Origin of the sequence: Streptomyces griseochromogenes, assembly GCF_001542625.1 — a bacterium.
GTDB lineage: Bacteria > Actinomycetota > Actinomycetes > Streptomycetales > Streptomycetaceae > Streptomyces > Streptomyces griseochromogenes.
Window position 1 is genome coordinate 566242 of sequence record NZ_CP016279.1, and the last position, 26293, is coordinate 592534.

The 26293-nt window shown below is 71.3% G+C and carries 31 protein-coding genes; 19 read left to right on the top strand and 12 right to left on the bottom strand.

Annotated features, from left to right (window positions below):
• Positions 1 to 8: 8 nt before the first annotated feature.
• Entirely contained in the window at positions 9 to 1694 is a 1686-nt protein-coding gene (locus AVL59_RS02615) for a bifunctional 3'-5' exonuclease/DNA polymerase (protein WP_067316818.1), read from the bottom strand.
• Positions 1695 to 1742: 48 nt separating this feature from the next.
• On the bottom strand, positions 1743 to 2489 hold the full coding sequence (locus AVL59_RS02620; protein WP_067299586.1) for a Clp protease N-terminal domain-containing protein: 747 nt from the start codon (positions 2487 to 2489) through the stop codon (positions 1743 to 1745).
• Positions 2490 to 2716: 227 nt separating this feature from the next.
• Here AVL59_RS02620 and AVL59_RS02625 point away from each other — a divergent pair, with 227 nt between their 5' ends.
• A complete protein-coding gene (locus AVL59_RS02625) occupies positions 2717 to 3823 on the top strand; it encodes a DUF2786 domain-containing protein (protein WP_208870299.1) in 1107 nt (368 codons plus the stop codon).
• Between the two features lie 60 nt (positions 3824 to 3883).
• Here AVL59_RS02625 and AVL59_RS02630 read toward each other — a convergent pair whose 3' ends face one another.
• From AVL59_RS02630 to rpmB, 4 genes are all read right to left on the bottom strand, one after another.
• A complete protein-coding gene (locus AVL59_RS02630) occupies positions 3884 to 4399 on the bottom strand; it encodes a DUF4232 domain-containing protein (protein ID WP_067316822.1) in 516 nt (171 codons plus the stop codon).
• A 164-nt stretch (positions 4400 to 4563) separates the two neighbouring features.
• Entirely contained in the window at positions 4564 to 5052 is a 489-nt protein-coding gene (locus AVL59_RS02635) for a hypothetical protein (protein WP_237281424.1), read from the bottom strand.
• Between the two features lie 66 nt (positions 5053 to 5118).
• Positions 5119 to 5424 carry a 30S ribosomal protein S14 gene (rpsN, locus tag AVL59_RS02640; protein WP_067299588.1) on the bottom strand — a complete coding sequence of 102 codons (306 nt, stop codon included), beginning with the start codon at positions 5422 to 5424 and terminating at the stop codon, positions 5119 to 5121.
• Complete coding sequence (gene rpmB / locus AVL59_RS02645; protein WP_067299589.1) at positions 5424 to 5660, bottom strand: 50S ribosomal protein L28; 237 nt, start codon at positions 5658 to 5660, stop codon at positions 5424 to 5426. Before rpmB ends, rpsN begins: the two co-directional genes overlap by 1 nt.
• 62 nt (positions 5661 to 5722) lie before the next feature.
• On the opposite strand from rpmB, the gene rpmG reads away from it, so the two are divergent.
• The 8 genes from rpmG (at position 5723) to AVL59_RS02685 (ending at position 9249) form a co-directional block, all read left to right on the top strand.
• Positions 5723 to 5887, top strand: a complete 165-nt coding sequence (gene rpmG / locus AVL59_RS02650) for a 50S ribosomal protein L33 (RefSeq protein WP_067299590.1) — start codon at positions 5723 to 5725, stop codon at positions 5885 to 5887.
• Positions 5888 to 5896: 9 nt separating this feature from the next.
• Positions 5897 to 6151: a type B 50S ribosomal protein L31 gene (locus tag AVL59_RS02655; protein WP_067299591.1), complete on the top strand. Its 255-nt coding sequence runs from the start codon at positions 5897 to 5899 to the stop codon at positions 6149 to 6151.
• Positions 6148 to 7305, top strand: a complete 1158-nt coding sequence (locus tag AVL59_RS02660; RefSeq protein ID WP_067299592.1) for a CobW family GTP-binding protein — start codon at positions 6148 to 6150, stop codon at positions 7303 to 7305. The genes AVL59_RS02655 and AVL59_RS02660 overlap by 4 nt, the downstream gene beginning before the upstream one ends.
• Complete coding sequence (rpsR, locus tag AVL59_RS02665) at positions 7305 to 7538, top strand: 30S ribosomal protein S18 (protein ID WP_067299593.1); 234 nt, start codon at positions 7305 to 7307, stop codon at positions 7536 to 7538. The genes AVL59_RS02660 and rpsR overlap by 1 nt, the downstream gene beginning before the upstream one ends.
• Before the next feature lie 65 nt (positions 7539 to 7603).
• Complete coding sequence (locus AVL59_RS02670; RefSeq protein WP_067299594.1) at positions 7604 to 8008, top strand: VOC family protein; 405 nt, start codon at positions 7604 to 7606, stop codon at positions 8006 to 8008.
• Positions 8009 to 8015: 7 nt separating this feature from the next.
• The gene (locus AVL59_RS02675) at positions 8016 to 8363 is read left to right on the top strand and encodes an ArsR/SmtB family transcription factor (RefSeq protein WP_067299595.1); all 348 of its coding nucleotides are present in this window, start codon (positions 8016 to 8018) and stop codon (positions 8361 to 8363) included.
• Positions 8360 to 8833, top strand: coding sequence for an SRPBCC family protein (locus AVL59_RS02680; protein WP_067299596.1), 474 nt, complete (start codon positions 8360 to 8362; stop codon positions 8831 to 8833). Before AVL59_RS02675 ends, AVL59_RS02680 begins: the two co-directional genes overlap by 4 nt.
• A 146-nt stretch (positions 8834 to 8979) precedes the next feature.
• Complete coding sequence (locus AVL59_RS02685) at positions 8980 to 9249, top strand: DUF397 domain-containing protein (protein WP_067006203.1); 270 nt, start codon at positions 8980 to 8982, stop codon at positions 9247 to 9249.
• Positions 9250 to 9360: 111 nt separating this feature from the next.
• Here AVL59_RS02685 and AVL59_RS02690 read toward each other — a convergent pair whose 3' ends face one another.
• Positions 9361 to 9861 (bottom strand): ATP-binding protein, encoded by a 501-nt coding sequence (locus tag AVL59_RS02690; protein ID WP_067299597.1) that lies wholly within the window; start codon positions 9859 to 9861, stop codon positions 9361 to 9363.
• Between the two features lie 355 nt (positions 9862 to 10216).
• Here AVL59_RS02690 and AVL59_RS02695 point away from each other — a divergent pair, with 355 nt between their 5' ends.
• The 6 genes from AVL59_RS02695 to AVL59_RS02720 all read left to right on the top strand — a co-directional run bounded on the left by AVL59_RS02695 (position 10217) and on the right by AVL59_RS02720 (position 15732).
• Entirely contained in the window at positions 10217 to 11041 is an 825-nt protein-coding gene (locus AVL59_RS02695) for a helix-turn-helix domain-containing protein (protein ID WP_067299598.1), read from the top strand.
• 106 nt (positions 11042 to 11147) lie between these two features.
• Positions 11148 to 12608: an aldehyde dehydrogenase family protein gene (locus tag AVL59_RS02700; protein ID WP_067299599.1), complete on the top strand. Its 1461-nt coding sequence runs from the start codon at positions 11148 to 11150 to the stop codon at positions 12606 to 12608.
• Between the two features lie 98 nt (positions 12609 to 12706).
• Positions 12707 to 13246 (top strand): DinB family protein, encoded by a 540-nt coding sequence (locus AVL59_RS02705; protein ID WP_067299600.1) that lies wholly within the window; start codon positions 12707 to 12709, stop codon positions 13244 to 13246.
• Positions 13247 to 13270: 24 nt separating this feature from the next.
• Positions 13271 to 13912, top strand: coding sequence for a PadR family transcriptional regulator (locus AVL59_RS02710; protein WP_067299601.1), 642 nt, complete (start codon positions 13271 to 13273; stop codon positions 13910 to 13912).
• Between the two features lie 93 nt (positions 13913 to 14005).
• Positions 14006 to 14956 (top strand): ATP-binding cassette domain-containing protein, encoded by a 951-nt coding sequence (locus AVL59_RS02715; protein ID WP_067299602.1) that lies wholly within the window; start codon positions 14006 to 14008, stop codon positions 14954 to 14956.
• Complete coding sequence (locus tag AVL59_RS02720; protein ID WP_067299603.1) at positions 14956 to 15732, top strand: ABC transporter permease; 777 nt, start codon at positions 14956 to 14958, stop codon at positions 15730 to 15732. The genes AVL59_RS02715 and AVL59_RS02720 overlap by 1 nt, the downstream gene beginning before the upstream one ends.
• Before the next feature lie 21 nt (positions 15733 to 15753).
• On the opposite strand, the gene AVL59_RS02725 is transcribed toward AVL59_RS02720, so the two are convergent.
• Together AVL59_RS02725 and AVL59_RS02730 are read right to left on the bottom strand one after the other, a co-directional pair.
• A complete protein-coding gene (locus AVL59_RS02725; protein WP_067299604.1) occupies positions 15754 to 17160 on the bottom strand; it encodes a glutamate decarboxylase in 1407 nt (468 codons plus the stop codon).
• A gap of 28 nt (positions 17161 to 17188) precedes the next feature.
• The gene (locus AVL59_RS02730; protein ID WP_067299605.1) at positions 17189 to 18475 is read right to left on the bottom strand and encodes an ion channel protein; all 1287 of its coding nucleotides are present in this window, start codon (positions 18473 to 18475) and stop codon (positions 17189 to 17191) included.
• Between the two features lie 113 nt (positions 18476 to 18588).
• Here AVL59_RS02730 and AVL59_RS02735 point away from each other — a divergent pair, with 113 nt between their 5' ends.
• On the top strand, positions 18589 to 19350 hold the full coding sequence (locus AVL59_RS02735) for a MerR family transcriptional regulator (RefSeq protein WP_067299606.1): 762 nt from the start codon (positions 18589 to 18591) through the stop codon (positions 19348 to 19350).
• 21 nt (positions 19351 to 19371) lie between these two features.
• Here AVL59_RS02735 and AVL59_RS02740 read toward each other — a convergent pair whose 3' ends face one another.
• On the bottom strand, positions 19372 to 19737 hold the full coding sequence (locus tag AVL59_RS02740; RefSeq protein ID WP_067299607.1) for a YbjQ family protein: 366 nt from the start codon (positions 19735 to 19737) through the stop codon (positions 19372 to 19374).
• A gap of 142 nt (positions 19738 to 19879) precedes the next feature.
• Here AVL59_RS02740 and AVL59_RS02745 point away from each other — a divergent pair, with 142 nt between their 5' ends.
• A complete protein-coding gene (locus AVL59_RS02745; RefSeq protein ID WP_067299608.1) occupies positions 19880 to 20866 on the top strand; it encodes a DedA family protein in 987 nt (328 codons plus the stop codon).
• An 80-nt stretch (positions 20867 to 20946) separates the two neighbouring features.
• Here the strand turns inward: AVL59_RS02745 and AVL59_RS02750 are convergent, their stop codons facing one another.
• Together AVL59_RS02750 and AVL59_RS02755 are read right to left on the bottom strand one after the other, a co-directional pair.
• Positions 20947 to 22602 (bottom strand): threonine/serine exporter family protein, encoded by a 1656-nt coding sequence (locus tag AVL59_RS02750; protein WP_067299609.1) that lies wholly within the window; start codon positions 22600 to 22602, stop codon positions 20947 to 20949.
• Between the two features lie 110 nt (positions 22603 to 22712).
• Entirely contained in the window at positions 22713 to 23204 is a 492-nt protein-coding gene (locus AVL59_RS02755; RefSeq protein ID WP_067316824.1) for an inorganic diphosphatase, read from the bottom strand.
• A gap of 124 nt (positions 23205 to 23328) precedes the next feature.
• Between AVL59_RS02755 and dacB the strand changes: the two genes are divergently transcribed.
• Both dacB and AVL59_RS02765 read left to right on the top strand, forming a co-directional pair.
• Positions 23329 to 24903, top strand: a complete 1575-nt coding sequence (gene dacB, locus AVL59_RS02760) for a D-alanyl-D-alanine carboxypeptidase/D-alanyl-D-alanine endopeptidase (RefSeq protein WP_067299610.1) — start codon at positions 23329 to 23331, stop codon at positions 24901 to 24903.
• Positions 24904 to 24991: 88 nt separating this feature from the next.
• On the top strand, positions 24992 to 26140 hold the full coding sequence (locus AVL59_RS02765) for a zinc-dependent metalloprotease (protein ID WP_067299611.1): 1149 nt from the start codon (positions 24992 to 24994) through the stop codon (positions 26138 to 26140).
• Positions 26141 to 26293 lie beyond the last annotated feature (153 nt).

A 26293-nucleotide genomic window follows, 5' to 3' on the forward strand; every position in this document is an offset into this window, starting at 1 on the left:
AGAGGCGTTCATTTGGCGTCGGCATAGCACTCCACCACCGCCGTCGTGAACGGGAAGCGCACCGGGGTGTCGCCGAAGGTCAGCCGTCCGGCGAGGTCGGCGGCGTCCTGGATGGCCCGGACGACCGTGTCGGCCTCCTCGGCGGGGCAGTGCACGATCACCTCGTCGTGCTGGAAGAAGACCAGCTCGGCCGCGAGGGCCGCGCAGGCCCGGCGCAGCGCGGCGAGCAGCAGCAGTGCCCAGTCGGCCGCGCTGCCCTGCACGACGAAGTTCCGTGCGAAGCGGCCCCGCGCGCGGGAGTTGGTGGAGGCGTAGCCGGGGACCCAGGCCCCGCCGTCGGTGTCGTCCTCGGCGACCGGGATGCCCGCCTCCTCCGCCGTGTCCTCGTCCGCCCGGGCGGCGGGCGGGCAGGTCCGGCCCAGCCAGGTGCGCACCAGGCGGCCCTCCTCGCCGGCCCGCGCGGCGTCGTCCACGTAGGCCACCGCCCTGGGGAAGCGGCGGCGCAGCGCGGCGAGGTTCTTCAGACCGTCGCCGGAGGTCTGGCCGTAGACCGCGCCGAGCACGGCGATCTTGGCCTGCTCCCGGTCGCCGGAGAAGGCGTGGTCGGACACGGACTGGTAGAGGTCGCTCGCGCGGCCGGCGACCTCCATCAGGCCGGGGTCCCGGGAGATCGCGGCGAGCACGCGCGGCTCCATCTGGTCGGCGTCGGCCACGACCAGCCGCCAGCCGGGGTCGGCGACCACGGCCCGCCGGATCACCTTGGGGATCTGCAGCGCGCCCCCGCCGTTGGTCACCCAGCGCCCGGTGACCGTGCCGCCGGCGAGGAACTCCGGCCGGAAGCGGCCGTCGCGCACCCAGTCCTGCAGCCAGGACCAGCCGTGCGCGACCCAGATGCGGTACAGCTTCTTGTACTCCAGCAGGGGTTCCACGGCCGGGTGGTCGATGGAGCGGATCTCCCAGCGGCGGGTGGACCTAACCTTGATCCCGGCCTGCGCGAACGCCTTGATCACGTCGGCGGGCAGGTCGGGCCGCACCCGGCGGCCGAAGGCCTTGGACACCTCGTCGGCCAGCTCGGCGAGGCGGCGCGGCTCGCCCCCGCCCGCGTACCGCTCGCCGAGCAGGTCGTGCAGCAGCTCGCGGTGGACCTCGGCGCTCCAGGGGAGACCGGCACCGTTCATCTCGGCGGCCACCAGCATTCCCGCCGACTCGGCGGCGGTCAGCAGCCGCATCCGGTCCGGGTGGGCGGTCTTCTCGTGCCGCCGCTGCTGCTCGGCGTAGACCGTGAGGAGGTCGGCGAGAGGCATGCGGGCGCCGGACGGCTCGAACAGCGGCGACTGGGCGCCCGGTGCGGCCGAGCGCTGCGGCGGATCGGGCGGTACGGGGCCGCCCCGGAGGCGGGCCAGGGCGGCGGCGGCCGAGCGTGGCTCGCCGTGCCGGCCCTCGTGGCCCAGCAGGAGTGTTTCGGCGTCCTCGATGTCGTAGCACCGCTCCACTCGCACCCCCGTGGCGAGCAGACGCGGGTAGACCTCGGCGGTCGACCGCCACACCCAGCGCATCACCTCCGGGCGGCTCCGCACCGCCCCGGCGAGATCGCTCTCCCGCCGCACCGGCCCGGCGGGCAGCCCGTCCGGGCCGAGGGGGGCGACGTCCACGCCACCGTCCTCGGCCGGTGCGAGTGCCCACCGGTCCGTCATGTCCGCGAGTGTGGCAGGCGGCACTGACAATCGTCGTGACCTGCGGTTTCAGTCTTCCTGAGCGGCGTCCTGCCGCTTCTGCTCCAGCAGCGGCGCCAGCGTCTTGCCCAGGTACTCCTCGACGGCGGCCTTGTCGAGGCCGAGTCCGCTGAGCACGCCCCGGCCGTTCTCGTGCTCCAGCAGGGCCAGCAGCAGGTGCTCGGTGCCGATGTAGTTGTGGCCGAGCCGGAGCGCCTCGCGGAAGGTGAGTTCCAGGACCTTCTTGGCTTCCGGACCGTAGGGGACGAGGTCGGGGGCGTTCTCCGCGGCCGGCGGGAGCGCGGCGGTCGCGGCCTGGCGCACGGAGTCGAGCACGACGCCCTGCGCGGTGATCGCATGCGCGGCCAGGCCCTCCGGCTCGGCCAGCAGCCCCAGGACCAGGTGCTCGGGGCGGCCTTCGGGGTTGTGTGCCGCCACGGCCTCGTTGTGGGCGGCCATGACCACGTTCCGCGCGCGCGTGGTGTAACGGCTGAATCCCTGGCTGGGGTCGAGATCGGCCGACTCCTTCGGCACGAACCGCTTCTGCGCCGCCTGCCGGGTCACGCCCATGCTCTTGCCGATGTCGGTCCAGGACGCCCCCGAGCGGCGGGCCTGGTCGACGAAGTGACCGATCAGATGGTCGGCCACGTCACCGAGGTGATCGGCGGCGATCACCGCGTCCTGGAGCTGGTCGAGGGGCTCGGTGTGAACTGTCTTGATGGCCTCGATGAGGTCGTCGAGGCGTACGGATGCCCTGATGTTCGGATTGCTCGCCATGTGTCAACCGTAGGTTGCCACCCTCTGGCTGTCAACCGAAGGTTGACAGCGGGTGTCCGTCCCGATGCCCTCCGCTCGGCGATTGTCGGGCGACGCCCTCGACCGCGTCCGGGAGGCGGCCGCCCGCGCCTGAGACTGTCCACAGGGTGTGGACGGCCGGGCGCCGGCACGATCCGCCGGACGGGCCGGCGGGCCCGCTGTCAGTGGCGCGTGGCACGATCGGCGGTGTGACCAGCGCTGCCAGCACCGTCGAGCGGGCCCTGAGGGCCGCCCTGTACGACGACACCGACACCGGACTCGACACCGGCGCCTCCCTGCTCGCCGCCGACCCCGCCGCGGATGCCGAACTGGCTCGGCGGGGCGAGGAGTTCGTCGCGGCCGCCTGGCAGCGCGGCTGGCAGCCCGCCGATGTCGTACGGCTGGTGCGGCGGGAGCTGGAGGACCTCCACGTACGCCTGGCCGCGAGGCTGATCCGGGCGCAGGCCGGGCAGGACCGCCCGCGCGGGCGCCGCTGGGCCGGCCAGCTGGAGGCCCTGCCGGCGGACCCCGCCCGCGGAGCCGACCGCTTCTCGCACGCCACCGCCGTCCTCCGGCTGTACCGCCTGCTGCTGCGCCTGCCCACCCTGGAGCCCCTCGAAGAGCCCCGCCGCGAGCACGGGCCCGCCGCCTCCCGCATGCTCACCCGGATCCGCGCGCTGCTCGCCAAGGCCGAGGCGACCGACTATCCGGAGGAGGCGGAGGCGCTGAGCGCCAAGGCGCAGGAGCTGATGGCCCGGCACAGCGTCGACGAGGCGCTGCTGGCCGCCGGTGCCCCCGCGTCGGACGCGCCCGGCGCCTGCCGCATCGGCGTCGAGCCGCCGTACGAGCAGGCCAAGGCGGTCCTCCTGGACGCGGTCGCCACGGCCAACCACTGCCGCGCGGTGTGGAACGAACCGCTGGCCTTCTCGACGGTCGTCGGCTTCGAGGCGGACCTGGAGGCCGTCGAGCTGCTCTACACCTCGCTGCTGGTGCAGGCCACGCACGCGATGACCAAGGCGGAGGCCGCCCAGAGAGCCGGCGGCCGCAAGCGCACCAAGACCTTCCGGCAGTCCTTCCTCGCGGCCTACGCCCACCGCGTCGGCGACCGCCTCGCGGCCGCGGCCGAGACCCAGGTGACCCAGGACCTGCTGCCGGTCCTCGCCACCCGGGACATAGCCGTCACCGACCGGCTGGAGCGCATGTTCCCCGAGACCACCACGACCCGGCTGCGCGGCGTGAGCGACGCGGCGGGCTGGACGGAGGGCGCACGGGCGGCGGACCGGGCCCAGGTCAGGACCCGCCCGCGACTGCCGTGAGACCCCGTGCCGACGCGGGCCCCCGTGCCGACGTGAGACCTCGTGCCGACGCGCGGATGATCAGTCCCCGACCTGCTGGAAGGCGCTGACGGAGGCGTCCGGGGTGTTCGAGGAGCCCTTGGCGGCGACGGGTCCGTACGACCACGGGAAGCTTCGGGTGCTTTCGGAGCCGGGCAGGGCGATCTTCACGGTCTTCGCCGCCAGACCGGACTTGTCACCCTCCTTGCCGCGCACATAGCTGATGGTGAAGGTCGCCGAGTCGCCCTTGGCGAGCTTCAGCTTCTGGGCCTTCGCACCCTGCTGCACGGGCACGTCCACGTCGGCGCCGCCCGTCTTCAGCGATGCGCTCGGGAAGTGGTCCAGGGTGCAGGGAGCGCTCTGGTTGGTGATGCTGACGGGCACCTCGCCCGTGTCACCGGCCTTCGGCGCCACGCTCGCCGATCCGATCTGCACCGACACCCCGCCGATCTCGCAGGCGGAGCTGCTCTTGCCGTTCTTGCCGCCCCCGCTGTCGTTGCATGCGGTCAGCAGGAGAGCGGCGGCGAGGGCGGTGACGGTGAGCGGAATGGCGCGCATGAGCAGGTCCCCATCGAGGTCGTGGCGGTCTTCCCGCATCATGGCCCATGCGCCCTGGCCCCGATCGCCCGGCCCGGCCGAATTCACCTGATTCCGACGAGGATGCGCAGACGCTTGACGCCGAGGGGGAAACGGCCGGGAAGGCGACCGCTCCGGGCGCGCCGTCAGGACTTCGCGGCTGCCGTCGGCAGACCCGGGGGCAGCTTGCCGCCCTCGGCCTTGGTGTAGGTCTCCTGGCCGAGCTTGCCCGACCAGGTCACCTTCATACCGTCCTTGTTCACCGAGTCGACCATGCCGGTGCCCCGGTCCTTGTTGCCGTCGGTGCAGGTCAGATGGATCATCTGCATGCCCGACTCGGCGCCCGCGGCGCCGCTGCACACGGAGCCGCCGGTCGCGAAGAGCCCGGCCTTCTTCCCGGTGATCACCAGGGCCACGATCGTGCCCTTGCTGGTGGTGATCCAGCTGCCCTGGAGCTTGTCGGAGGCGCCCGTCACCGCGCCCGTGGCGCCACCGGTGGACGTCGGGGTCGCGCTCGGTGTCGAGGAGGAGGTGTCGTCCTTGGAGCCGCTCCCGCTGCACGCGGTCAGGGCGAGCACGCCCACCAGCCCCGCGGCCGCGGCCGCCGTCCGCACCCTTGCAGTCGCCGTCGTCACGTCAAGCTCCCATGCTCCAGTGGTCGGCCGCCCGTGGCCGGAGGGACCGCAGCAAGCTATCAGCCGTTACCAGGACGACTTCCGAACGCCGGGCAGGAATCCCTTGTGAGCCTGCGCTCGCAGGCTCACCCGGGACAGACCGAACGTGCGCAGGTAGCCGCGCGGCCGGCCGTCCACCTGGTCGCGGTTGCGCACGCGCGTGGCGCTGGCGTCCCGCGGCTGCCCGCGCAACTCCCGCTGTGCGGCGAGCCGTTCGGCCTCCGTGCTGGAGGGCCGCCGGATGATCTCCTTCAGCTCGGCGCGGCGCCCGGCGTACCGGGCGACGACTTCCTTGCGGCGCTCGTTCTTCGCGATCTTGCTCTTCTTCGCCATCAGACCTTCACTCCCCGGGCGCGGATCCGGACCACGGCCGCCTCGACGCCGATGGCGTCCACGGTCTTGATCGCCTTCGTGCTCAGTCGCAGCCGGACGTACCGGCCCTCGCCGGGCAGCCAGTAGCGCCTGGTCTGGATGTTCGGGTCGAAGCGCCGGGAGGTGCGCCGGTGGGAGCGGGAGATGCGGTTGCCGAACCCCGGCCGGGCGCCGGTCAGCATGCAGTGGGCGGACACGGGTGACGTACCTCTCCTCGTTGGTGATTGGTAATGGATTTCATTTTCAGTACCATAGCAGCATGGCACGCAACGAACTCCGCCCGGTCATCAGGCTCCGGTCCACCGCCGGGACCGGCTACACCTACGTGACCCGCAAGAACCGCCGCAACGACCCGGATCGCATGACGCTGCGCAAGTACGACCCGGCCGTCGGCCGTCACGTCGACTTCCGAGAGGAGCGCTGAGACACCGCCGTGCGCAAGGGAATCCACCCCGATTACGGGCCCGTCGTGTTCCGTGACCGTGCCGCCCGCCACGCCTTCCTCACCCGCTCGACGATGACGAGCGAGAAGACGATCGAGTGGGAGGACGGCCACACCTACCCCGTCGTGGACGTCGAGATCTCCGACGTCAGCCACCCCTTCCACACCGGCACCGCCCGCGTCCTGGACACGGCCGGCCGGGTGGAGCGCTTCGAGCGCCGGTACGGGAAGCGGGGCGGGGCGTGAGTCTGTCCGTGACGGTCGTCGGCGGGCTGCACGCCGAGGCCCGCAGGGCGGCCGTGGACCGGCTCCTCGCCGACGTCCCCGGCAGCGTCGTCCTCCACCACGACCTGGCGACGGCCGTGGCCGGCACGGTCGTGCGCACCGTCCGCGACCGTGACGGCATCCTCTCTGCCGGCGAGGCGCCCCTGGTCAACGACTGCGCGTGCTGCGCCCTGCGCGAGGACCTGGTGCCGGAGCTGCGCCGCCTCGCCGATGACGGCACGACCCGCCTCGCGGTCGTCGAGCTGTGGGACTCGGTCGAGCCCAAGGCGATGGCCGAGGTGGTCACGGCCGGCGGCCTCACCGTCACCGGCGTGATCACCGCGGTCGACCCGGCGCTGGTGCTGCCGTACCTCGGCAACGGCGACGACCTCGTGGACGCGGGGCTCGCCGCGGCCGCCACCGACCGGCGCACGGTCGCCGACACCTTCGCCCGCCAGCTGGAGTACGCCCCCGTCCTCGCCGTGGCCGACTCGCCGGAGGCCGACGACGAGGACCGCGAGCTGCTCGCGCAACTCCATCCGACGGCCCGCCGCGTTCCGATCGGCCACGGTGGCCCGGCGGGCGCACCCGCGGCGTCCTCCCCGCTGGCCGCGGCCGCCCTCGCCGGTTTCGACGTGGAGGCGGCCGCGGCGGCCCAGCACCCGGCCTGCGCCCTCCTACCCGCCGAAGCCGACGGCCACGGTGTCTCCACCCTGGTCTGGAACCGCCGCCGCCCCTTCCATCCCGAGCGGCTGTACGCGGCCCTGGAGGACCTGACCTGCGCCGCGGCCCGCAGCCGGGGCCGGTTCTGGCTCGCCGACAAACCCGATGTGCTGCTGCACTGGGACGCGGCCGGCGGTGCGCTGTGCGTCGAGAGCGCGGGCCCGTGGCTGGCCGCGCTGCCCGACGCGGCCTGGGAGATGGTCCCGCCGGTGCGCCGGGCCGCCGCCGCGCTGGACTGGCACCAAGAGCACGGCGACTGCTGCAACCACCTCGTCTTCACCTCGCCCGGCCTCGACCGCGACGGACTGGAGCACCTCCTGGAGTCCTGTCTGCTCACCGATGCCGAGTACGCCGCCGGGCGCGACGCCTGGAGGAAGCTGCCGCCCGCCTTCGACACCCTGCTGGAGGTCTGATGCCTCGCACGAGCGACCGCAAGCCCGCCAAGAGCCGCCCCAACCCGCTGGACCGGGCCGGGATCACTTATATCGACTACAAGGACACCGACCTGCTCCGGAAGTTCGTCTCCGACCGCGGCAAGATCCGCAGCCGCCGGGTCACCCGGGTCACCGCCCAGCAGCAGCGACTCCTGGCGCGGGCGGTCAGGAACGCACGGGAGATGGCGCTGCTGCCGTACTCCAGCAGGTGAACGCATATAGGTAGGCAATCTCCTACGATTGACGCGTAGGTAATTGCCTACCTATTCTTCGGGGCATGGCCATCACACACGCCTCTTTCGTCACGCTTCCCGTCTCCGATCAGGACCGCGCGCTGCGCTTCTACACGGAGGTCCTCGGCCTCGAGGTCACCGCCGACCGGGACATGCCCCAGGGCCGCTGGCTCCAGGTGGCCCCCGCGGGAGCCCAGACCGTCTTCACGCTCTCCGGGCCGGGCATGGGCCGGGGGTCCGGGGGTGCACCCCGGGAAAAAGGTGCCGGACCCGGCTCCGCACAGGGGATCATGTTGGTCACGACCGACGTCGACGCGGACTGCGCCCGGCTCGCCGAGGCCGGGGTCCTCGTGCAGGGACCGGACGAGCTCCCCTGGGGGCGCATGGCCTCCTTCGCGGACCCCGACGGCAACGGTCTGATGCTGCTGACGGAGAAGGAAGGCTTCTGACCGCTCCATGAACGGGACGGGTACCGCCGACGAGGACCGCGTCTTCGCCGCGCTCGCCAACGCCACACGCAGGGAAGTGCTGCGGCTGCTGCGCGAGCGCGGACCGCAGCCCGTCCAGAGCCTGGCCGACCACTTCGACATGCGCCGCCCGAGCCTCTCGGAACACCTCAAGGTGCTCCGGGAGGCCGGCCTCGTCTGCGAGCAGCGCTCCGGCCGGCAGCGCATCTACCGCCTGGAGGCGGCCCCGCTCGCCGAGGTGCAGGACTGGCTCCATCCGTACGAGCGGTTCTGGCGGGACCGGATGAAGGGTCTCGGCGATCTCCTCGACCGTATGCCCGACGATGACCGCCCATGAGCACCGCACCGCCCGGCGACGCCGACGACCTCACCACGATCCGCGTCGACCAGTTCTTCCCTCATCCGCCCGCCAAGGTCTGGCGGGCCCTGACCGAGCCCGAGCTGCTCGCCCGCTGGCAGATGCCCGGCTCCGAGGACTTCCGCCTCGAGGTCGGCCACCGGTACCGGATGACCTCGGTCCCGCGTCCCAACTCCCGCTTCTCCGGCGTCGTAGAAGTGCAGGTTCTCGCCTACGACACCGAGCGGATGCTGTCCCTCCGCTGGGCGGATGCCGATCCCGCCAATCCCGCGGACTGGACCATCACATGGACCCTGGAACACGAAGGGCGTGGTACGCGTCTCTTCCTAGTGCACGAAGGGTTCGATCCGGACGACCCGGCGCAGCTGATGGCACGGAAGATCATGGACGGGGGCTGGAGGGGGCATGTACTGCCGTCTCTGGGGCAGACGCTGGACCGGCTTCGGTAAAGCGGGCGTCAAAGGTGTAATCGCGGGAACACCCCCCGTGCACGTGCATCTGTCCATGCATCTGCACGTGAACGGGGTTATGATCCGGGTCAGTTGACCACAGCATCTATGGCCTCACCAGCCAGTGCACCACCGGGGAGCGACCTGTGGACCGCGACGTTGACGGCGTGTACGGGGGGTACGACGTGTACAACGGCATGGCTGCCACGCAGCTGGACGGAGTGGCCTGGCAGAAGAGCAGGCACAGCAACTCGCAGGGCTCCTGTGTGGAGTTCGCGCGGCTGCCCGGCGGCGAGGTGGCCGTACGCAACTCGCGCTTCCCGGACGGGCCCGCGCTCGTCTACACACGCGCGGAGATCGAGGCCATGCTCCTCGGTGTCAAGGACGGCGAGTTCGATCACCTGGTGGCCGGCTGAAACGACTCACCGGCCCTGACGCGACCGAGGGGTCACGGCGGGCCGGCCGGGGTCGGGTGAAGTCCGGATGTACGCGCGTAGAACCGCGGCATCCGTCGGCGCCGGGCCGCGTCAGTCGGCCGGCCGGAGCCGGAACAGCGCCCAGACGACCTTGCCCTCGAGGTTGCCCGCGAGCGGGTGCCAGCCCCAGCTGTCGGCGAAGGAGTCGACCAGGAACAGGCCGCGGCCCGACTCGGCCGAGAAGTCGTCCGAGTCGCGCGGGGCGGGGGTCTCGTGGCTGGGGTCGCGCACCGCGCACACCAGCCGCTCGGTCCAGCGCATCAAGTGCAGCCGTACCGGGGACTGGCGGTCGGCGCAGCCCGCGTCGGCCGGGTCGCAAGGGTGGTGGTGGGTCAGTGGCAGGCCGTGCCGCAGGGCGTTGGTGACCAGTTCGGAGACGACGAGGCATATGTCGTCGAAGCGGTCGCCCACGTCCCACTGGTCCAGTGTGCGACGGGTGAAATGTCTGGCCTCGCGCACCGCTTCGTACCGGGCGGGCAGAGCGCAGGAGGCGGCATCGGACACGGCTGCGGGGTCCAGCGGCGGAAGGCCCTGCCGTAACGGCTTGAGCATGGTCGATCCATTCGTTCCCATGCGAGGCACTCCCGGGAATTCGCGGTCGTTGCGATGCAGCGGTGGCGCGGCACCATGCTTTCGGATGCGAACGGCAGATGCAAGGGCAGATGCACGTGCACGCGACCGAATTGAACCTGCCCGCCCCGCTTCTTGGCCATTTTTTCCGCCAAGTTGAAGCGGTTGCTGTCACAGGTCCTGTCCTCTTCCCCGCCCAAAACGGCTGACCTCTTTCCGTTTCCGTAACCGGCCGAGTACTGCTCGAAGTGTTTTAGTGGCAGACTTCGGCCCCTGAAGACGGTTGGGGAGGCTGGCGAACGTGAGCGCGGGAGAGCCCGGATCGGTGGTGCGGCGCATGCTGCTCGGCTCGCAACTCAGGCGACTGCGTGAAGCACGGGGGATCACGCGCGAGGCGGCGGGTTACTCCATCCGCGCCTCCGAGTCGAAGATCAGCCGGATGGAGCTGGGCCGGGTGAGCTTCAAGACCAGGGACGTGGAGGACCTGCTGACGCTGTACGGCATCACGGACGAGGTGGAGCGCGAGTCGCTGCTCTCCCTCGCCCGGGAGGCCAACGTCGCGGGCTGGTGGCACAGTTACACGGACGTGCTGCCCAGCTGGTTCCCCACTTATGTGGGCCTGGAGGGCGCCGCTTCCCTGATCCGGGTGTACGAGGTGCAGTTCGTGCACGGCCTCCTGCAGACCGAGGAGTACGCCCGCGCGGTGGTGCGGCGAGGCATGAAGGGCGCGAGCGCGGCCGACGTGGAGCGGCGGGTCGCGCTGCGCCTGGAGCGGCAGAAGCACCTGCTCGCGGAGCACGCGCCCGAGCTGCACATCGTCCTCGACGAAGCCGCCCTGCGCCGTCCCTACGGCGACCGCGACGTGATGCGCGGCCAGCTCCAGCACCTGATCGAAATGTCCCAGCGCCCCAACGTACGGCTGCAGATCATGCCGTTCGGCTTCGGCGGGCACTCCGGCGAGAGCGGCGCCTTCACCATCCTCAGCTTCCCCGAGTCCGACCTGTCCGACGTCGTGTACCTGGAGCAGCTGACCAGCGCGCTCTATCTGGACAAGCGCGAGGACGTCACCCAGTACGAGCAGGCGCTCAAGGAGCTCCAGCAGGACAGCCCCGGCCCGGACGAGAGCCGTGACCTGCTGCGCGGTCTGCTGCAGCTGTCTTGACCTCACAACTCACGGGAAACACAAGTACGATGACGTGTGATCAGACCGTGTAGTCGACCGGGTGTCTGTCTGGCTGCTACCCAGCAGCGGGGGATCGAGGGAACACATGTCGTCCTGCTTCACCGACCTGGCCCAGCAGTACATCGGCGGCGAGTGGCGTCCGGGCACGGGTTCCTGGGACATCATCGACTTCAACCCGTACGACGGCGAGAAGCTGGCCTCGATCACCATAGCCACCGTTGACGAGGTCGACGACGCCTACAGAGCCGCCGCCCGGGCCCAGCCCGCATGGGCACAGACCAACCCGTACACCCGCCGTGAGTTCTTCGAGAAGGTCCTGCGCCTGGTCGAGGAACGCGAGCGCGAGATCACCGAGATGATCATCGCGGAGCTGGGCGGCACGCACATGAAGGCCCGGTTCGAGATCCACCTCGCCAAGGAGTTCCTGCGCGAGGCGGCCCAGCTGGCGCTCCGCTGCGACGGCCGTCTGCTGCCCTCGCCGGTCGACGGCAAGGAGAACCGCCTCTACCGCCTCCCGGTGGGCGTGGTCGGCGTCATCAGCCCCTTCAACTTCCCTTTCCTGCTGTCGGTCAAGCCGGTCGCCTCCGCCCTCGCGCTGGGCAACGCCGTCGTCCTCAAGCCCCACCAGGACACCCCGATCACCGGCGGCACGCTGATCGCCAAGCTCTTCGAGGACGCGGGCCTGGCGCCCGGCCTGCTCAACGTCGTGCTGACCGACATAGCCGAGATAGGCGACGCGTTCATCGAGCACCCGGTCCCGAAGGTCATCTCCTTCACCGGTTCCGACAAGGTCGGCCGGCACATCGCGACCGTGTGCGCGGCGCAGCTCAAGCGCTCGGTGCTGGAACTGGGCGGCAACAGCGCGCTGGTGGTCCTGGACGACGCCGACATCGACTACGCGGTCGACGCGGCGGTCTTCAGCCGTTACGTCGACCAGGGGCAGGTCTGCATGGCCGCCAACCGGGTCCTGGTGGACCGGTCGGTGAGCGAGGAGTTCACCGAGAAGTTCGTCGCCAAGGTCAGGACGCTGAAGACGGGTGACCCGCGTGACCCGCAGACGGTGATCGGTCCGGTCATCAACTCCCTCCAGGCGAACGCCATATCGGCCGCGATCGACCAGGCGGTCGCCGAGGGCGCCACCGTTCTCGTCAGGGGCGGGGCGAACGACAATCTGGTGGAGCCCTCCGTCCTCACCGACGTGCCCTCCGGCTCCTCCCTCCTGCACAAGGAGATCTTCGGACCGGTCGCCCTGCTCGTGCCGTTCGAGGGCGAGGAGGACGCGGTCCGCATCGTCAACGACACCCCCTACGGGCTCAGCGGCGCCGTGCACACCGCGGACGTCGAGCGCGGGGTGGCCTTCGCCAAGCGGATCGACACGGGCATGTTCCATGTGAACGACGGGACCATCCACGACGAACCGCTGGTCCCGTTCGGCGGCGAGAAGAACTCCGGGATCGGCCGGCTGAACGGCGAGACCACCCTGGACGCCTTCACCACCCTGAAGTGGATCTCGGTCCAGCACCGGCGCAGCGACTTCCCGTTCTGAGCCCCCGGACTTGCGGACAGAAGCTGACCGCAAGCACCCGTAGCGTCATCGGTGTCAGGGGAAAGGACCCCGAGGACTGCGAGGAAAGGCGGCCGGTCATGGTCACTCACGTGCAGGCGGAGACGCAGGGCGACGAGCGCGGGGCGCTGCTGGCGTTCGTGGAGGAGCAGCGCGGCGGAATCCGCAGGGCGCTGCTGGGGCTGACCGAGGAACAGGCCCGGCTGCGCCCGAGCGCCAGCGAGCTGTCTCTGGGCGGGCTGCTCAAGCATGTCGTCGAGGTCGAGCAGGGCTGGGTGGCCCGTGCCAAGCAGGAGCCGCCGGCCATCCACCGCGACGAGTCGAACTGGCACGAGACCTTCCAGCTGGTCGGGGACGAGACGGTCGCCTCGCAGCTCGCGTACTGGGAGCAGGTCGCCGCCGAGACGGAGAAGTTCGTCCGCTCCGCGCCCAGCCTGGACGACACGTTCCCGCTGCCGAACGACCCCTGGTTCCCGCCCGAGGCCCGGGTCTCCCTGCGCTGGCTGTGCCTGCACCTGATCCGCGAGACGGCCCGGCACGCGGGGCACGCCGACATCATCCGCGAGTCCCTGGACGGCAGGACGGCGTTCGAGCTGGTGGCCCTGGAGCAGGCGGGCTAGCCGCGCGGCAATAACCTGGACGGCATGTCAGCGATCCGTCTTCTCGTGCTGGGCGCCGTCCGCCAGCACGGGCGGGCCCACGGCTACCAGGTGCGCAACGACCTGGAGTACTGGGGCGCGCACGAGTGGTCCAACGCCAAGCCGGGCTCCATCTACCACGCCCTGAAGCAGATGGAGAAGCAGGGGCTGCTGCACGCGCACGAGATCGCGCCGTCCACCGCCGGGGGCCCGCCGCGCACCGAGTACGAGATCACGGACCGGGGCGTGGAGGAGTTCTTCCGGCTGCTGCGCGAGTCCCTGGTCGCCTACGACCAGAAGATGGACATCCAGTCGGCGGCCATCGGCTTCCTGGTCGAGCTGGAGCGCGCCGAGGCGCTGGACCTGCTCGGGGAGCGGATCCGGCGGATCGAGGAGTGGCGCGCCGCCGTCACGGAGCACTACATCCCCGAGGACGGTCCCGAACAGCTCGGCCACATCGGCGAGATCATGAACCTCTGGGTCCACACGGCCGACTCCGACGCGGCCTGGACCCGGGGGCTGATCGCCCGTCTGGAGGCGGGCGCCTACACGTTCGCCGGCGAGGGCGAGCCGTTCGTGGGCGTGCTCCCCGAGGGCCGGGAGAACCCGTACGCGACAGGGGAGCGGCACCCGGGGGACGACCGCTGACACGGCGGAAGGCCTACTGATCAAGTTTGACCAATGAACGGGACGGCGTTACCTTCGATGAGTAGTCAAGTTTGACTAGCGAGGGAGCGGCACGTGGCCGACACGGCGATCACCGTCGAGGACGCACGCAAGACCTACGGCACCAGACACGCCCTGGACGGGCTCGACCTGCATGTCGCACGGGGCACCGTGCACGCGGTGCTCGGGCCCAACGGGGCGGGCAAGACCACCTTGGTCCGGATTCTGTCCACCCTGCTCAGGCCGGACGGCGGCCGCGTCGAGGTCGCCGGGCTCGACGCGCTCACCGAGGCCCGCGCGGTCCGCCGGCGCATCGGTCTGCTGGGCCAGTACGCGGCGCTGGACGAACAGCTGGACGGCCGGCAGAACCTGCAGATGTTCGCCCGCCTGCACCACCTCGGCGCCCGCCCCGCGCGCGTGCGCGCCGCGGAGCTCCTGGAGCGCTTCGACCTCGCCGGCACCGGCCGCACCCCGGTCGCCCGCTACAGCGGCGGCATGCGCCGCCGTCTCGACCTCGCCGCCTCCCTGATCACCGATCCCGAGGTGCTGTTCCTGGACGAGCCGACGACCGGACTCGACCCGCGCGGCCGCGCGGAGGTCTGGGCCGCCGTCCGCTCCCTGGTCGGCGGCGGCACGACCGTCCTGCTCACCACCCAGTACCTGGAGGAGGCGGACCAGCTCGCCCACCGCGTCGCGTTCGTGGACCGCGGCCGGGTCGTCGCCGACGGCACCCCCGACGAGCTGAAGACGCTCACCGGCGGCGACCGCCTCGACGTCGTCCTGCGCGACGCGGGCCAACTCGGCGCGGCCGTCGCCCTGCTGCCCGTCACCGGCGTCTCGGTGGACACCGACCGCCGACTGCTCAGCGCCCCGGTCACCGACCGTATGAGCGCGCTCTCCGGGGTCGTACACGCCCTGGAGGCCGCCGGCATCGAGGCGGCGGACGTCGCCCTGCGCCGGCCCACCCTGGACGAGGTGTTCCTGTACCTCACCGGCGACGTGAACCGAGTGAAGGAGGCCGCGTGATGGCGGTGTCCCCGTCCGCTCAGTACGTCCTGACCGACTCCTGGACCATGACCCGGCGCGAACTCGCCCGCTGGGCACGGCAGCCAGGGCAGGTGCTGGTCGCCCTGGTCTTCCCGGTGATGCTGCTGCTGATGTTCGGCTACCTGATCGGCGGCGGCCGGGGCGTCGCCGGCGACTACGTCGACTACCTGGTGCCCGGCATGCTCGCGCTCACCATGGCCTTCGGCCTGGAGGGCACGATGCTCAACGTCACCCAGGACCTCACCAAGGGCGTCATCGACCGCTTCCGGTCCCTGCCCATGGCGGACGGCGCCGTCCTGGTGGGCCGTTCGGCGGCCGACATGCTCCAGTCGACGGCCGGACTCGCGCTGATGACGGGTGTGGCGTACGCGCTGGGCTGGCGGGCGCACGCCGGCCCCGGCGCCTTCCTGGGCGCCGTGGGCCTGCTGCTCCTGCTCCGCTTCGCCATGCTCTGGGTGGGCATCCACCTGGCCCTGATCGCCGGCCGGCCCGAGATGGTCCAGGCGGTCCAGATCCTCATCTGGCCGGTCGGTTTCCTCTCCAACGCCCTCGCCACACCGGACGCCATGCCCGGCTGGCTGGGCACGGCCGTCCAGTGGAACCCCCTCTCCCGCACGGCCACGGCCGTACGGGACCTGCTCGGCGGCCAGGGCGGCGAGCAGGGGCACGTCTGGGCGGCCGTCGCCTGGCCGCTGGGTCTGCTGGCCGTGTTCCTCCCGTTGGCCGTGGGGAAGTTCGCGCGGCTGGGCCGCTAGCGCCTGCCCGCCGGACGCGGCCTAGTGGTGGAAGCCGGTGGCCGCCTCCTTGTCCCGGGTCAGGGGGTGCGGCTGCCGGCGAAGCTCGGGCACCAGACGGGTCAGGTCGTCCAGGAACAGGTCCGCGAGGTCGTGCGAGAAGCCGTTGCGGCACACGATCCGGATCACGGAGAGATCCTCCCGGTTGGCCGGGAAGGTGTACGCGGGCACCAGCCAGCCGTTCTCGCGCAGCCGCCGGGAGACGTCGAAGACGTCGTACGACGTCACGTCCGCGGCGGTGGTGAAGGCGAACACCGGCAGCTCGTCGCCGTGTGTGAGCAGCCGGAAGTCGTCCAGCGCCCCGATCCTGCCGGCGACGTACCGCGCCGTGTCCCGTGTCGACTGCTGCACCGCCCGGTAGCCCTCCCGGCCCAGCCGCAGGAACGTGTAGTACTGCGCCACCACCTGGGAGCCGGGGCGGGAGAAGTTGAGCGCGAAGGTCGGCATGTCGCCGCCCAGATAGTTCACCCGGAAGACCAGTTCCTCGGGCAGCGCCTCCTTGTCCCGCCACAGGGCCCAGCCGACGCCCGGGTAGACCAGGCCGTACTTGTGGCCCGAGGTGTTGATCGAGGCCACGCGCGGGAGGCGGAAGTCCCACACCAGCTCCTCGTCCAGGAAGGGCGCCACCATGGCCCCGGACGCGCCGTCCACATGCACCGGGACGTCCAGGCCGGTGCGCTCCTGAAGGGCGTCCAGGGCCGCGCACAGGTCCGCGATCGGCTCGTAGGACCCGTCGAAGGTGGAGCCGAGGATGCCGACGACCCCGATGGTGTTCTCGTCGCACAGCTCGGCCGCCGCCTGCGGGTCGAGGTGGTACCGGTCGCCCTCCATGGGGACCAGGCGGGCCTCCACCTCCCAGAAGTTGCAGAACTTCTCCCAGCAGACCTGCACGTTGATGCCCATGATCAGGTTCGGGCGGGCGCCCGGGTAGCGGTCGGCGTTGCGCTTCGCCCAGCGCCGCTTCAGCGCCATCCCGGCGAGCATGCACGCCTCGCTGGACCCCGTGGTCGAACAGCCCACGGCGGCCGACGGGTCCGGCGCGTTCCACAGGTCGGCGAGGATCGCCACACAGCGCCGCTCCAGCTCGGCGGTGCGCGGGTACTCGTCCTTGTCGATCATGTTCTTGTCCCGGCACTCCGCCATCAGCACCCCGGCCTGCGGCTCCATCCAGGTGGTGACGAAGGTCGCCAGGTTCAGCCGGGAGTTGCCGTCCAGCATCAGCTCGTCGTGCACGATCTGCGCCGCCGTGGTGGGAGGCAGGGGCGCATCGGGGAGCCGGTGCTTGGGCGGGGCCTCGGTCATTTCGACCACCGGGTTCGCCTCCCCGAAGAACGGGTTGACCGACACCGGCCGCTCGTCGTGTTTCTCGGGACCTTTGTGCAGAGCCATCGAACATGCCTCCAGGCGGGGGAGTCGATCAGCGGATCGGGGTGCCGTCCGGCCGCAGCTGCATCTGCGGGCGCCCCGTGACCAGCAGCCAGGCCGGCAGCGAGGCGATGCAGAGCAGAGTGAGGACGACGGGTGAGGCGACCAGGACGGCGGCGGTGAACAGGCTCACCCAGCCCTGCCGGGTGATGGCCAGGAGAATGCCCAGTACGCCCGCCGCCACGCCCACGGCGGGCGGGACGGCGGGTACCAGGGCGTGGGCGCACAGACCGAGGGCGGTTCCCACGAACACGGCGGGGAAGATCCGGCCGCCACGGAAGCCGCAGGTCGCGGCGGTGACCAGGGCAGCCAGCTTCACCACCGCCATCGTGGCGAACTGCCCGGCCGACCAGCCCTCGGGGTCGCGCGCCAGCTCCGCGATCTGGTCCAGCCCCTTGAAGAGCGTCAGCGGGCCGCCCAGGGCCCCCAGGGCCCCGAGGACGGCCCCGCCCACCGGAAGCATCAGCATCGGGTGCCGCAGCCGCTGGAAGGCGCTGTGGAGGTACGGGAAGACGTAGACCGCGCACATACCGAGCACCGCGCCGGCCGACGCGACGACGAGCGCCGCCAGCACGTCGCCCGCGTCCGGACGGCCGATCGGGGGCAGGCGGAGGTCGAAGCTCGCGTGGTGGAGGAGGTCCGTCGTCAGGGCGCCCGCCGCCGCGGCGGCCAGCGGGGCGAAGAGGTTGTCCCACAGCAGCCCTCTGATCGGCCGCCCGGCCAGCGCTTCCGAGATGACCAGGGCGGCGGCCACCGGGGTGCCGAACAGCGCGCCGAGCGTCGCCGCCTCCGCGAGCATCCCCCACAGCGAGGACGGCAGCCCGGGCACGAACCGGCGGCCCAGCCACACCGCCAGCCCGATGTTGGCGGCGATGATCGGGTTCTCGGGGCCGAGGCTCGGGCCGCCCGCGAGCATCAGGGCCGCGGCCAGCAGCAGACCGGGCAGGACGAAGGGCGGCAGTGCGGGCGCGTTCAGCCCCATGGTGGCCGGGTCGGGCCCGGCGTGCCCCGGCACCAGCCACACCACCAGACCGACCGCGATGCCGGTCGCGATGAGCATGACGAAGATCCACAGCACGGAGTAGCGGCCGATCTCCAGGGCGTCGGGCAGGCCCTGCCACAGCACGCCCTGGAGTCGCTCGGCCCCGACGCTCACCCCCACGAAGAGCAGGCTGGACCCCACGCCCACCACGAGGGCGGGCAGGATCGACGGCAGCAGGGCGCGCGCGGGGGCCGCGGGAGCGCTGGTGGGCGCCTGCTGCGCGCTGTCCTGGGCCACGGGCTCACCATAAGCGGACAAAAGATGACGAACATCCCGAAGTGAATTCGCCTTGCACCTCACGTTGCGTGAGGCCTCAGCGTTGAGGGCGTACCGACGACAAGGAGCGGAAAGTGAGCTACTCCGTGGGACAGGTCGCGGGGTTCGCCGGAGTCACGGTGCGCACCCTGCACCATTACGACGAGATCGGCCTGCTCGTACCCAGCGAGCGCACCCACGCCGGCCACCGGCGTTACGGCGACGCCGACCTCGACCGGCTCCAGCAGATCCTGTTCTACCGGGAGCTCGGCTTCCCGCTCGAGGAGGTCGCGGCCCTGCTCGACGACCCGGATGCGGACGCGCGCGCACATCTGCGCCGCCAGCACGAACTGCTGACCGCTCGGATCGAGAAGCTGCAGAAGATGGCCGCGGCCGTGGAGCACGCCATGGAGGCACGCACGATGGGCATCAATCTCACCCCCGAGGAGCGTTTCGAGGTCTTCGGGGACAACGATCCCGAGCAGTACGCCGAGGAGGCCGAGCGGCGCTGGGGCGGCACCGAGGCCTACGCGGAGTCGCAGCGCCGTGCCGCCCGCTACACCAAGGAGGACTGGAAGCGCCTGCAGGCCGAGGCCGACGACTGGACCGAGCGCTACGTCGCCCTGATGACCGCCGGCGAGCAGCCGTCCGGCGAGGCGGCGATGGACCTGGCCGAGGAGCACCGCGGGCACATCGGCAAGTGGTACTACGAGTGCCCGCACGCCATGCATCGCTGCCTGGGCGCGATGTACGTCGCCGACGAGCGCTTCAAGGCGTTCTACGACGCCGTGCGGCCCGGCCTCGCCGAGCACCTGAGCGAGTCGATCGCCGCGAACGCCGACCGGCATCCGGCCTGATCCCCTGGTCCGGGAGGAGGCCTACTCCCGGGCCAGGACCACGGCCGTGCCGTACGCGCACACCTCGGTGCCCACGTCCGCGGCCTCCGTCACATCGAACCGGAACGCCAGTACCGCGTTGGCCCCGCGCGCGCGTGCCTGCTCCACCAGCCGCTCCATGGCCTGGTTGCGGGTCTGCACCAGCGTCTTGGTGAGCCCCTTCAGCTCGCCGCCGATCATCGACTTCAGCCCGGCGCCGATCTGGCTGCCGAGGTGCCGGGAACGCACGGTGAGACCGAAGACCTCGCCGATCACCTGCTGCACCCGGTGGCCGGGCACGTCGTTCGTCGTCACGACCAGCACGTCCGGCTGGGGCCCCTGGCCGCCGCCGTAGTCATCGAGTCCCATGGCTCACAGCTTTGCCCCAGTTGTCCCACAGTGCATCCTGGAGCCACCGGTGGAACCTGGGGCGGTCACATCGCGTTGATAGTTTTGTGCGCCCGCACAAGGACGCCGTAGCCGCCCTTCATCCCCTCAGGAGCCCGGACCCGTGATGACACTCGCCCTCGGCCCGAGCTGGCTGGATCCCAACTATCTGCTCGACACCTACAGCATCTGGGGCCTGCTGCTCATCGTCTTCGCCGAGTCCGGTCTGCTCATCGGCTTCTTCCTGCCGGGCGACTCGCTGCTGTTCACCTGCGGTCTGCTGATCACGTCCCACCAGCTGGACTTCCCGCTGTGGGGCGCGATCGCGCTGATCTGTCTCGCCGCGGTCCTCGGCGACCAGGCGGGCTACATGTTCGGCAAGAAGGTCGGCCCGTCGCTCTTCAACCGTCCGGACTCCCGCCTCTTCAAGCAGGAGAACGTCACCAAGGCGCACGAGTTCTTCGAGAAGTACGGCCCGAAGTCCCTGGTCCTGGCCCGCTTCGTGCCCATCGTGCGCACGTTCACGCCGATCATCGCGGGCGTCAGCGGCATGAAGTACCGCTCGTTCCTGATCTTCAACGTCATCGGCGGCGTCCTGTGGGGCGCGGGCGTCACGCTGCTCGGCTCCTGGCTGGGCAACATCGACTTCGTCAAGAACAACATCGAGGCGATCCTCATCCTGATCGTCCTCGTGTCCGTGGTCCCGATCGCCATCGAGTTCCTCCGCGCGCGCGGCAAGAGCAAGAAGGCGGAGCCCGCCCGGTCCGAGCCGCGGCCCGCCCCCGAGCAGCAGCCCCTGTACCAGCACCAGCCGCCCATGGACGACGCGACGACCCGCCTGCGCCGCATCGAACCGGAGCAGCCCTACGAGCAGCCCTACGAGCAGCCCTACGAGCAGCCGTACGAGCAGCCGTACCAGCCGCAGCCGCAGCAGCAGAACCAGCAGTACTGGGACCAGGGGCACGACAACCAGGGCTACGACAACCACGGCAACCAGGGCTACGACAGCCACGGCAACCAGGGCCACGGCAACCAGTACTACGACCAGCAGCAGTACCCGCAGCAGCAGTACGACCAGTACCAGTACCCCTACGATTCCCGCCGGCAGTAATAGGGGCGCGGGGAACCGCGCGAACGACCACGACGAACCCGCACCCGCCGACGGCGAAGGCCTCCCGAGTTCTCCGGCGCCTAGAACCCTCGGGTCCGCTTGGCAGCCCTTCGCTTACCGGCGGAGCCGACCCGCAGGGTCAGCCTGGAGATCTCCGACCCCAGGTTGACCCCGATGGCGATCGCCATGGCCAGCGAGGCGGCCTTCGCGAGGGACACCAGCCCCTTGTCCACCTCGTTCTGGGCCATCGACAACAGCCCGAAGTACGTGGCCGAACCGGGCAGCAACGGCCCGATCGCAGCCGTCGTATAGGGCAGCGCGGACGCGAACCGGAACCGCGACAACAGCTGCCCGAACAGCCCCACCAGCCCCGCCGCCACGGCCGTGGAGGCGACCGGCGAGATGCCGCCCGTGTAGTGCATCGCGCCGTACACCGACCAGGCGACGCCCCCGTTGAGCGTCACCGCGAGCACGGTGGACCGTTCCTGCTGCAGCAGTACGGCGAAGGTCAGCGACAGCAGCATGGACGCGGCGATCTGGATCAGCGGCCGCTCGGACAGGACCAGCGCCGCGTCCGGGTTCAGCTTGCCGCCGACCTTCACACCGAAGTACAGGACGACCAGCACGCCGATGACGATGCCGACGAAGAAGTACATGACCTCCAGCAGGCGCGCCGACGCGGTGATGTAGAAGCCCGTCAGACCGTCCTGCACCCCCGCCACCAGCGCCCGCCCGGGCAGCAGCGCGAACAGTCCAGCGGTGACGACGGCGGACGCCTTGACGTCGACATGGGCGAGCGCGAAGGCGACCCCGATCGCGGCCGGCGGCATCGCGGCGATCATGAACTGGTAGAACTCCGGCAGCCCCCGCCCCGCGCACAGCCACGCCAGCCGGTCGCCGAGCATCGCGCCCAGCGCCGCCGCGAAGAACACGATCAGATCACCGCCGACCAGAATGGAGGCCGCCCCCGCGAGCAGCCCGTTCGCCAGGGTCAGCGCCCAGCCGGGGTAGGGGTGCCGGTTGCGGCGGATCTCCGCCAGGCGCCGGTAGGCCTCCTCCAGGGAGACATGCGTCTCCGGGTCGGTCAGGTCGTCCACCAGCCGGAACACGGCCGCGAGCCGCGTGTAGTCCGTGCCGCGCCGCCGTACCGTCCGTGAGGACGTCACCGGGTCCTCCACCAGGGACGGCTGGTGGGAGATCGACAGCAGCGTGAAGGTGACGTTCGGCTCGCACCGGTCCAGGCCGTAGGACCGGCACACGGCGAACATCGCGGCCTCCACGTCCTCCGCGCCCTCACCGCCCGCCAGCAGCAGTTCCCCGATACGCAGGGTGAGGTCGAGCACACGCGGGACCGCCGGGCCGCCCTCCTCGGCCCGCTGCACGTGCTCCGGCGCCGGCCGCTCGGCCACCGGCATGCGCAGCATCGTGCGCATCCGGTCCTGCCAGGGCGCGTCCTTGACCAGGCTGACCGCCGGAATGCCGGTCGCCGGAGTGAAGGCGGTCGGGGCGTCCTTGGCGCTGTAGGTGCTCGGCAGGCTGAACGCCGAGCCCTCCGGCTCGGCACCCGTCGGCTGCGGCGCCTGCAGGCCCTTCGGCACGGCGAACTCGGACGTGGTCTCCGGCTCGCCGCCGCCCTCGGGAACCTCGATGCCTCGGGGGACGGCGAACTCGGACGTGATCTCCGGGTCGTACCGCGCCTCGTCCGACCGGGGCTTGCGGTCCTCCGTCTCCGTCACCTCGGCACTCCCTGAACGACACCTTCCGCTGGCCTCAGTATGCGCATGGGTACGCGAACGGGCCGCACGCGTGCGCGTACGGCCCGCGGAACCGGTACGGTTCCGGACGTTCAGTGACCGCCCTGCTCCTCGAAGCGCTTGTAGGACCGCTCGATCTCCGCCTCGGCGTCCGTGCGGCCCACCCAGTTGGCACCCTCGACCGACTTGCCGGGCTCCAGGTCCTTGTAGACCTCGAAGAAGTGCTGGATCTCCAGGCGGTCGAACTCCGACACGTGGTGGATGTCGCGCAGGTGCTCCACGCGCGGGTCGGTGGACGGCACGCACAGCAGCTTGTCGTCGCCGCCCGCCTCGTCCGTCATCCGGAACATGCCGATCGCGCGGCACTTGATCAGGCAGCCCGGGAAGGTCGGCTCGTCCAGGATGACCAGCGCGTCCAGCGGGTCGCCGTCCTCGCCGAGGGTGTTCTCGACGAAGCCGTAGTCGGCCGGGTAGGCGGTCGAGGTGAAGAGACGACGGTCCAGCCGGATCCGACCGGTCTCGTGGTCCACCTCGTACTTGTTCCGCGAACCCTTCGGGATCTCGATCGTGACGTCGAACTCCACCGGTGGCTCCTCCATGATCAGCACATAGTTCTGGTGATTAAGTGTCCCTCACGCAGGTGTGTGATCGCGAAAGGGGCTGGTGGTCGTGCCAGAGCTGAGGCCTTGGCGAGCCGCGGAACCGCAGGTGGAGCGGATCGCGAACGCCGTACGACCGCGTCTGGCACGCGCCGCGACGGCCGTGAGGCCCCGGGCCGCGCGGCTGGCGCGATCGGTTCGGCCCGGTCTCGCCCGGATTGCGCACCTCCCCCGTCCGCGACCCGTGAGGACCTGGCAGTACACCGCTGGCGCGGTCACCGCCGGGCTGGCGCTGGCCGCCGGTGTGGTGACCGTGGCCGGCCCCTGGGACGCCACCGGCCAGCGTACGGCCGAGCGGGACCGCGCGGCCGCCCTGGAGCGGTCAGGTGGCGCAGATCACGGCGGCTCGGGCACGTCCGCCGGAGCGCCCCGGCCCGCACCGAGCGCCCCGCCCGTCCTGACGGGCCTGGACGGCGCCGCGGGCACCGTCAGCACCAAGAAGGCACCACCCGCCGGAAAGGCCTTCTCAGACGTCCTGAGGCCGCTCCTGGGCGTCTCCGCGCTCGGTGGCAGCCACGCGGCCGTCGTCGTCGACGTCACCACCGGCGAGCGGCTCTACGGCACCGGTGCCGGCATGGCCCTGGCCCCCGCCTCGACCACCAAGATCGCCACCGCCGTCGCCGCGCTGTCCGCCCTCGGCCCCGACCACCGCTTCACCACCCGCACCGCCCTCGAACCCGACACCAGGGAACTGGTCCTGGTCGGCGGCGGCGACCCCACCCTCACGGCCCGCGACGACCGCCGGAACACGGACGGCTGGGCGAGCCTGCGCACCCTGGCCGCCGACACCGCCGCCGCGCTCGAGCGGCGCGGCATCCACAAGATCACGCTCTCCTACGACACCACGCTCTACTCCGGCCCCGCGCTGCACCCCATCGGCGTCAACGACAACCTCGCCCCCGTTAGCGCCCTCAGCGCCGACGAGGGCCGCACCGACGACTCCACGAGAGGGCCGGCGTTCCGCGTGTCCGACCCGGCGGCGGACGCGGCCGGCAAGTTCGCCGGCTTCCTGCGGGCCGCCGGCGTCCAGACCACCTCTCCCGGCCCCTCCAAGGCAACCGGCCGCGCCACGGCCCTCGCCACCGTCACCTCGCCCCCGCTGTCCGACGTGGTCGAGCGGATGCTGACCAACAGCGACAACGACATCGCCGAGGCCCTCGCGCGTCAGACCGCCCTCGCGAGCGGCGGGCCGGCCGACTTCGAGGGCGGCGCCAAGGCCGTCGCCGCGCAGCTCGGGAAGCTCGGCCTGCCGATGTCCGGCGCCTCCTTCCACGACGGCAGCGGCCTCAGCCGCGACGACCGGCTCACCGCGGACCTCCTGACGGCTCTGCTGGTCAAGGCCGGCGACCCGGCCCGCCCCGGCCTCCGCCCCGTCCTCAGCGGCCTCCCCGTGGCACGCTTCACCGGCACCCTGGCCGGCCGCTACGCCGACGGCGCTGCAGGATTCGTACGAGCGAAGACCGGCACGCTCACCGGCGTGAACACCCTGGCCGGCACGGTCGTGGACCAGGACGGACGCCTCCTGGCCTTCGCCTTCCTCGCCTCCGGCACGACGGACCCCCACCAGGCCCAGGCGGCCCTGGACAAGACGGCCACGGCCCTCGCGGCCTGCGGCTGCCGGTAGGGCCGTCGCCGCCGCGCGCGGCCCTTCGGCGACCCCACGCGAGGGCCATGGCCTGCCTCAAGCGGCAGCGCTCACGTACGGTTGACGCATGACGAGCTTCGGTGGCACCGCATCTTCCGGGATGGTCGACTGGAACCTCGCGGTGGCGACCGCGACACGGCTCGTACGACCGGGCCCGGACGTCAGCCGCGACGAGGCCAGGGCCGTCGTCTCGGAGCTGCGCCGGCACGCGAAAGCCTCGGAACGTCACGTCCGGGGCTTCACTCGTATGGGCACCGAGGGGACCCACGACACCCCCGTCCTCGTCGTCGACCGCCCGGGCTGGGTCCGGGCGAACGTCGCCGGCTTCAGGGAGATCCTCAAACCCCTTCTGGACAAGATGCAGGAACGACGCGGCAGCAGCCCCTCGGGCGCCGTCCTCGGCGCCGTCGGCGGCAAGGTCACCGGCGTCGAACTCGGCATGCTGCTGTCCTTCCTCTCCTCCCGCGTCCTCGGCCAGTACGAGACCTTCGCCCCCGCCACCCGCGACCTCCCGGCCGGCGGCCTCCCCGGCTCGCCGGACGGCGGCGGCCGCCTCCTGCTCGTCGCGCCCAACATCGTCCACGTGGAGCGCGAACTCGACGTCGCGCCCCACGACTTCAGGCTCTGGGTGTGCCTGCACGAGGAGACCCACCGCACACAGTTCACCGCCGTGCCCTGGCTGCGCGATCACCTGGAGGGTGAAATCCAGTCGTTCTTGGCGGAGACCGACGTCGACCCCATGACCGTGCTGGAACGTGTCCGCGAAGCCGCCCAGTCCCTCGCCGGCGGCCGTCCCGAGGGCGAGGAGGACGACGGCGGCCGCTCCTTCGTGGAACTCGTGCAGACCCCGGTCCAGCGCGAGATCCTCGGCCGCCTCACCGCCGTCATGTCCCTGCTGGAGGGCCACGCCGACTTCGTCATGGACGGAGTCGGCCCGAGCGTCGTGCCGAGCGTCGCCGAGATCCGCGAGAAGTTCCAGCAGCGCCGGGCCAAGGGCGCCTCCCGGCTCGACCTGGCCCTGCGCAAACTGCTCGGCCTGGACGCCAAACTCAGGCAGTACCGGGACGGCGAACGGTTCGTACGAGCCGTCGTCGAGGAGGTCGGCATGGACGGCTTCAACCGTGTGTGGACATCCCCCAACACCCTGCCCACCAAGGCGGAGATCGCCAAACCGGCGGACTGGGTCGCACGGGTGCATCGCAAGCCCGAGTCGTGAACCCCACGGGGAAGTCGTGTGCGAATCCGGCCGACGGCAGGCGAACGCCCCTTCAATCACCCGTCCGAGGGACCGTGTGCCATGGGTAGGCGTGCGATGCTCGGGGAACGGCCCGGTTCTGTCACCATCTACACACTCTGAGTGACCGACCTC

Excerpts from the sequence above, each read along its gene's own strand:
- AVL59_RS02615 (WP_067316818.1), bottom strand. The coding sequence starts at position 1,694 with ATGACGGACCGGTGGGCACTCGCACCGGCCGAGGACGGTGGCGTGGAC.
- AVL59_RS02620 (WP_067299586.1), bottom strand. The coding sequence starts at position 2,489 with ATGGCGAGCAATCCGAACATCAGGGCATCCGTACGCCTCGACGACCTC.
- AVL59_RS02630 (WP_067316822.1), bottom strand. The coding sequence starts at position 4,399 with ATGCGCGCCATTCCGCTCACCGTCACCGCCCTCGCCGCCGCTCTCCTG.
- rpsN (WP_067299588.1), bottom strand. The coding sequence starts at position 5,424 with ATGGCGAAGAAGAGCAAGATCGCGAAGAACGAGCGCCGCAAGGAAGTC.
- rpmG (WP_067299590.1), top strand. The coding sequence starts at position 5,723 with ATGGCACGCAACGAACTCCGCCCGGTCATCAGGCTCCGGTCCACCGCC.
- rpsR (WP_067299593.1), top strand. The coding sequence starts at position 7,305 with ATGCCTCGCACGAGCGACCGCAAGCCCGCCAAGAGCCGCCCCAACCCG.
- AVL59_RS02670 (WP_067299594.1), top strand. The coding sequence starts at position 7,604 with ATGGCCATCACACACGCCTCTTTCGTCACGCTTCCCGTCTCCGATCAG.
- AVL59_RS02675 (WP_067299595.1), top strand. The coding sequence starts at position 8,016 with ATGAACGGGACGGGTACCGCCGACGAGGACCGCGTCTTCGCCGCGCTC.
- AVL59_RS02680 (WP_067299596.1), top strand. The coding sequence starts at position 8,360 with ATGAGCACCGCACCGCCCGGCGACGCCGACGACCTCACCACGATCCGC.
- AVL59_RS02690 (WP_067299597.1), bottom strand. The coding sequence starts at position 9,861 with ATGCTCAAGCCGTTACGGCAGGGCCTTCCGCCGCTGGACCCCGCAGCC.
- AVL59_RS02695 (WP_067299598.1), top strand. The coding sequence starts at position 10,217 with ATGCTGCTCGGCTCGCAACTCAGGCGACTGCGTGAAGCACGGGGGATC.
- AVL59_RS02700 (WP_067299599.1), top strand. The coding sequence starts at position 11,148 with ATGTCGTCCTGCTTCACCGACCTGGCCCAGCAGTACATCGGCGGCGAG.
- AVL59_RS02705 (WP_067299600.1), top strand. The coding sequence starts at position 12,707 with ATGGTCACTCACGTGCAGGCGGAGACGCAGGGCGACGAGCGCGGGGCG.
- AVL59_RS02710 (WP_067299601.1), top strand. The coding sequence starts at position 13,271 with ATGTCAGCGATCCGTCTTCTCGTGCTGGGCGCCGTCCGCCAGCACGGG.
- AVL59_RS02720 (WP_067299603.1), top strand. The coding sequence starts at position 14,956 with ATGGCGGTGTCCCCGTCCGCTCAGTACGTCCTGACCGACTCCTGGACC.
- AVL59_RS02725 (WP_067299604.1), bottom strand. The coding sequence starts at position 17,160 with ATGGCTCTGCACAAAGGTCCCGAGAAACACGACGAGCGGCCGGTGTCG.
- AVL59_RS02740 (WP_067299607.1), bottom strand. The coding sequence starts at position 19,737 with ATGGGACTCGATGACTACGGCGGCGGCCAGGGGCCCCAGCCGGACGTG.
- AVL59_RS02765 (WP_067299611.1), top strand. The coding sequence starts at position 24,992 with ATGACGAGCTTCGGTGGCACCGCATCTTCCGGGATGGTCGACTGGAAC.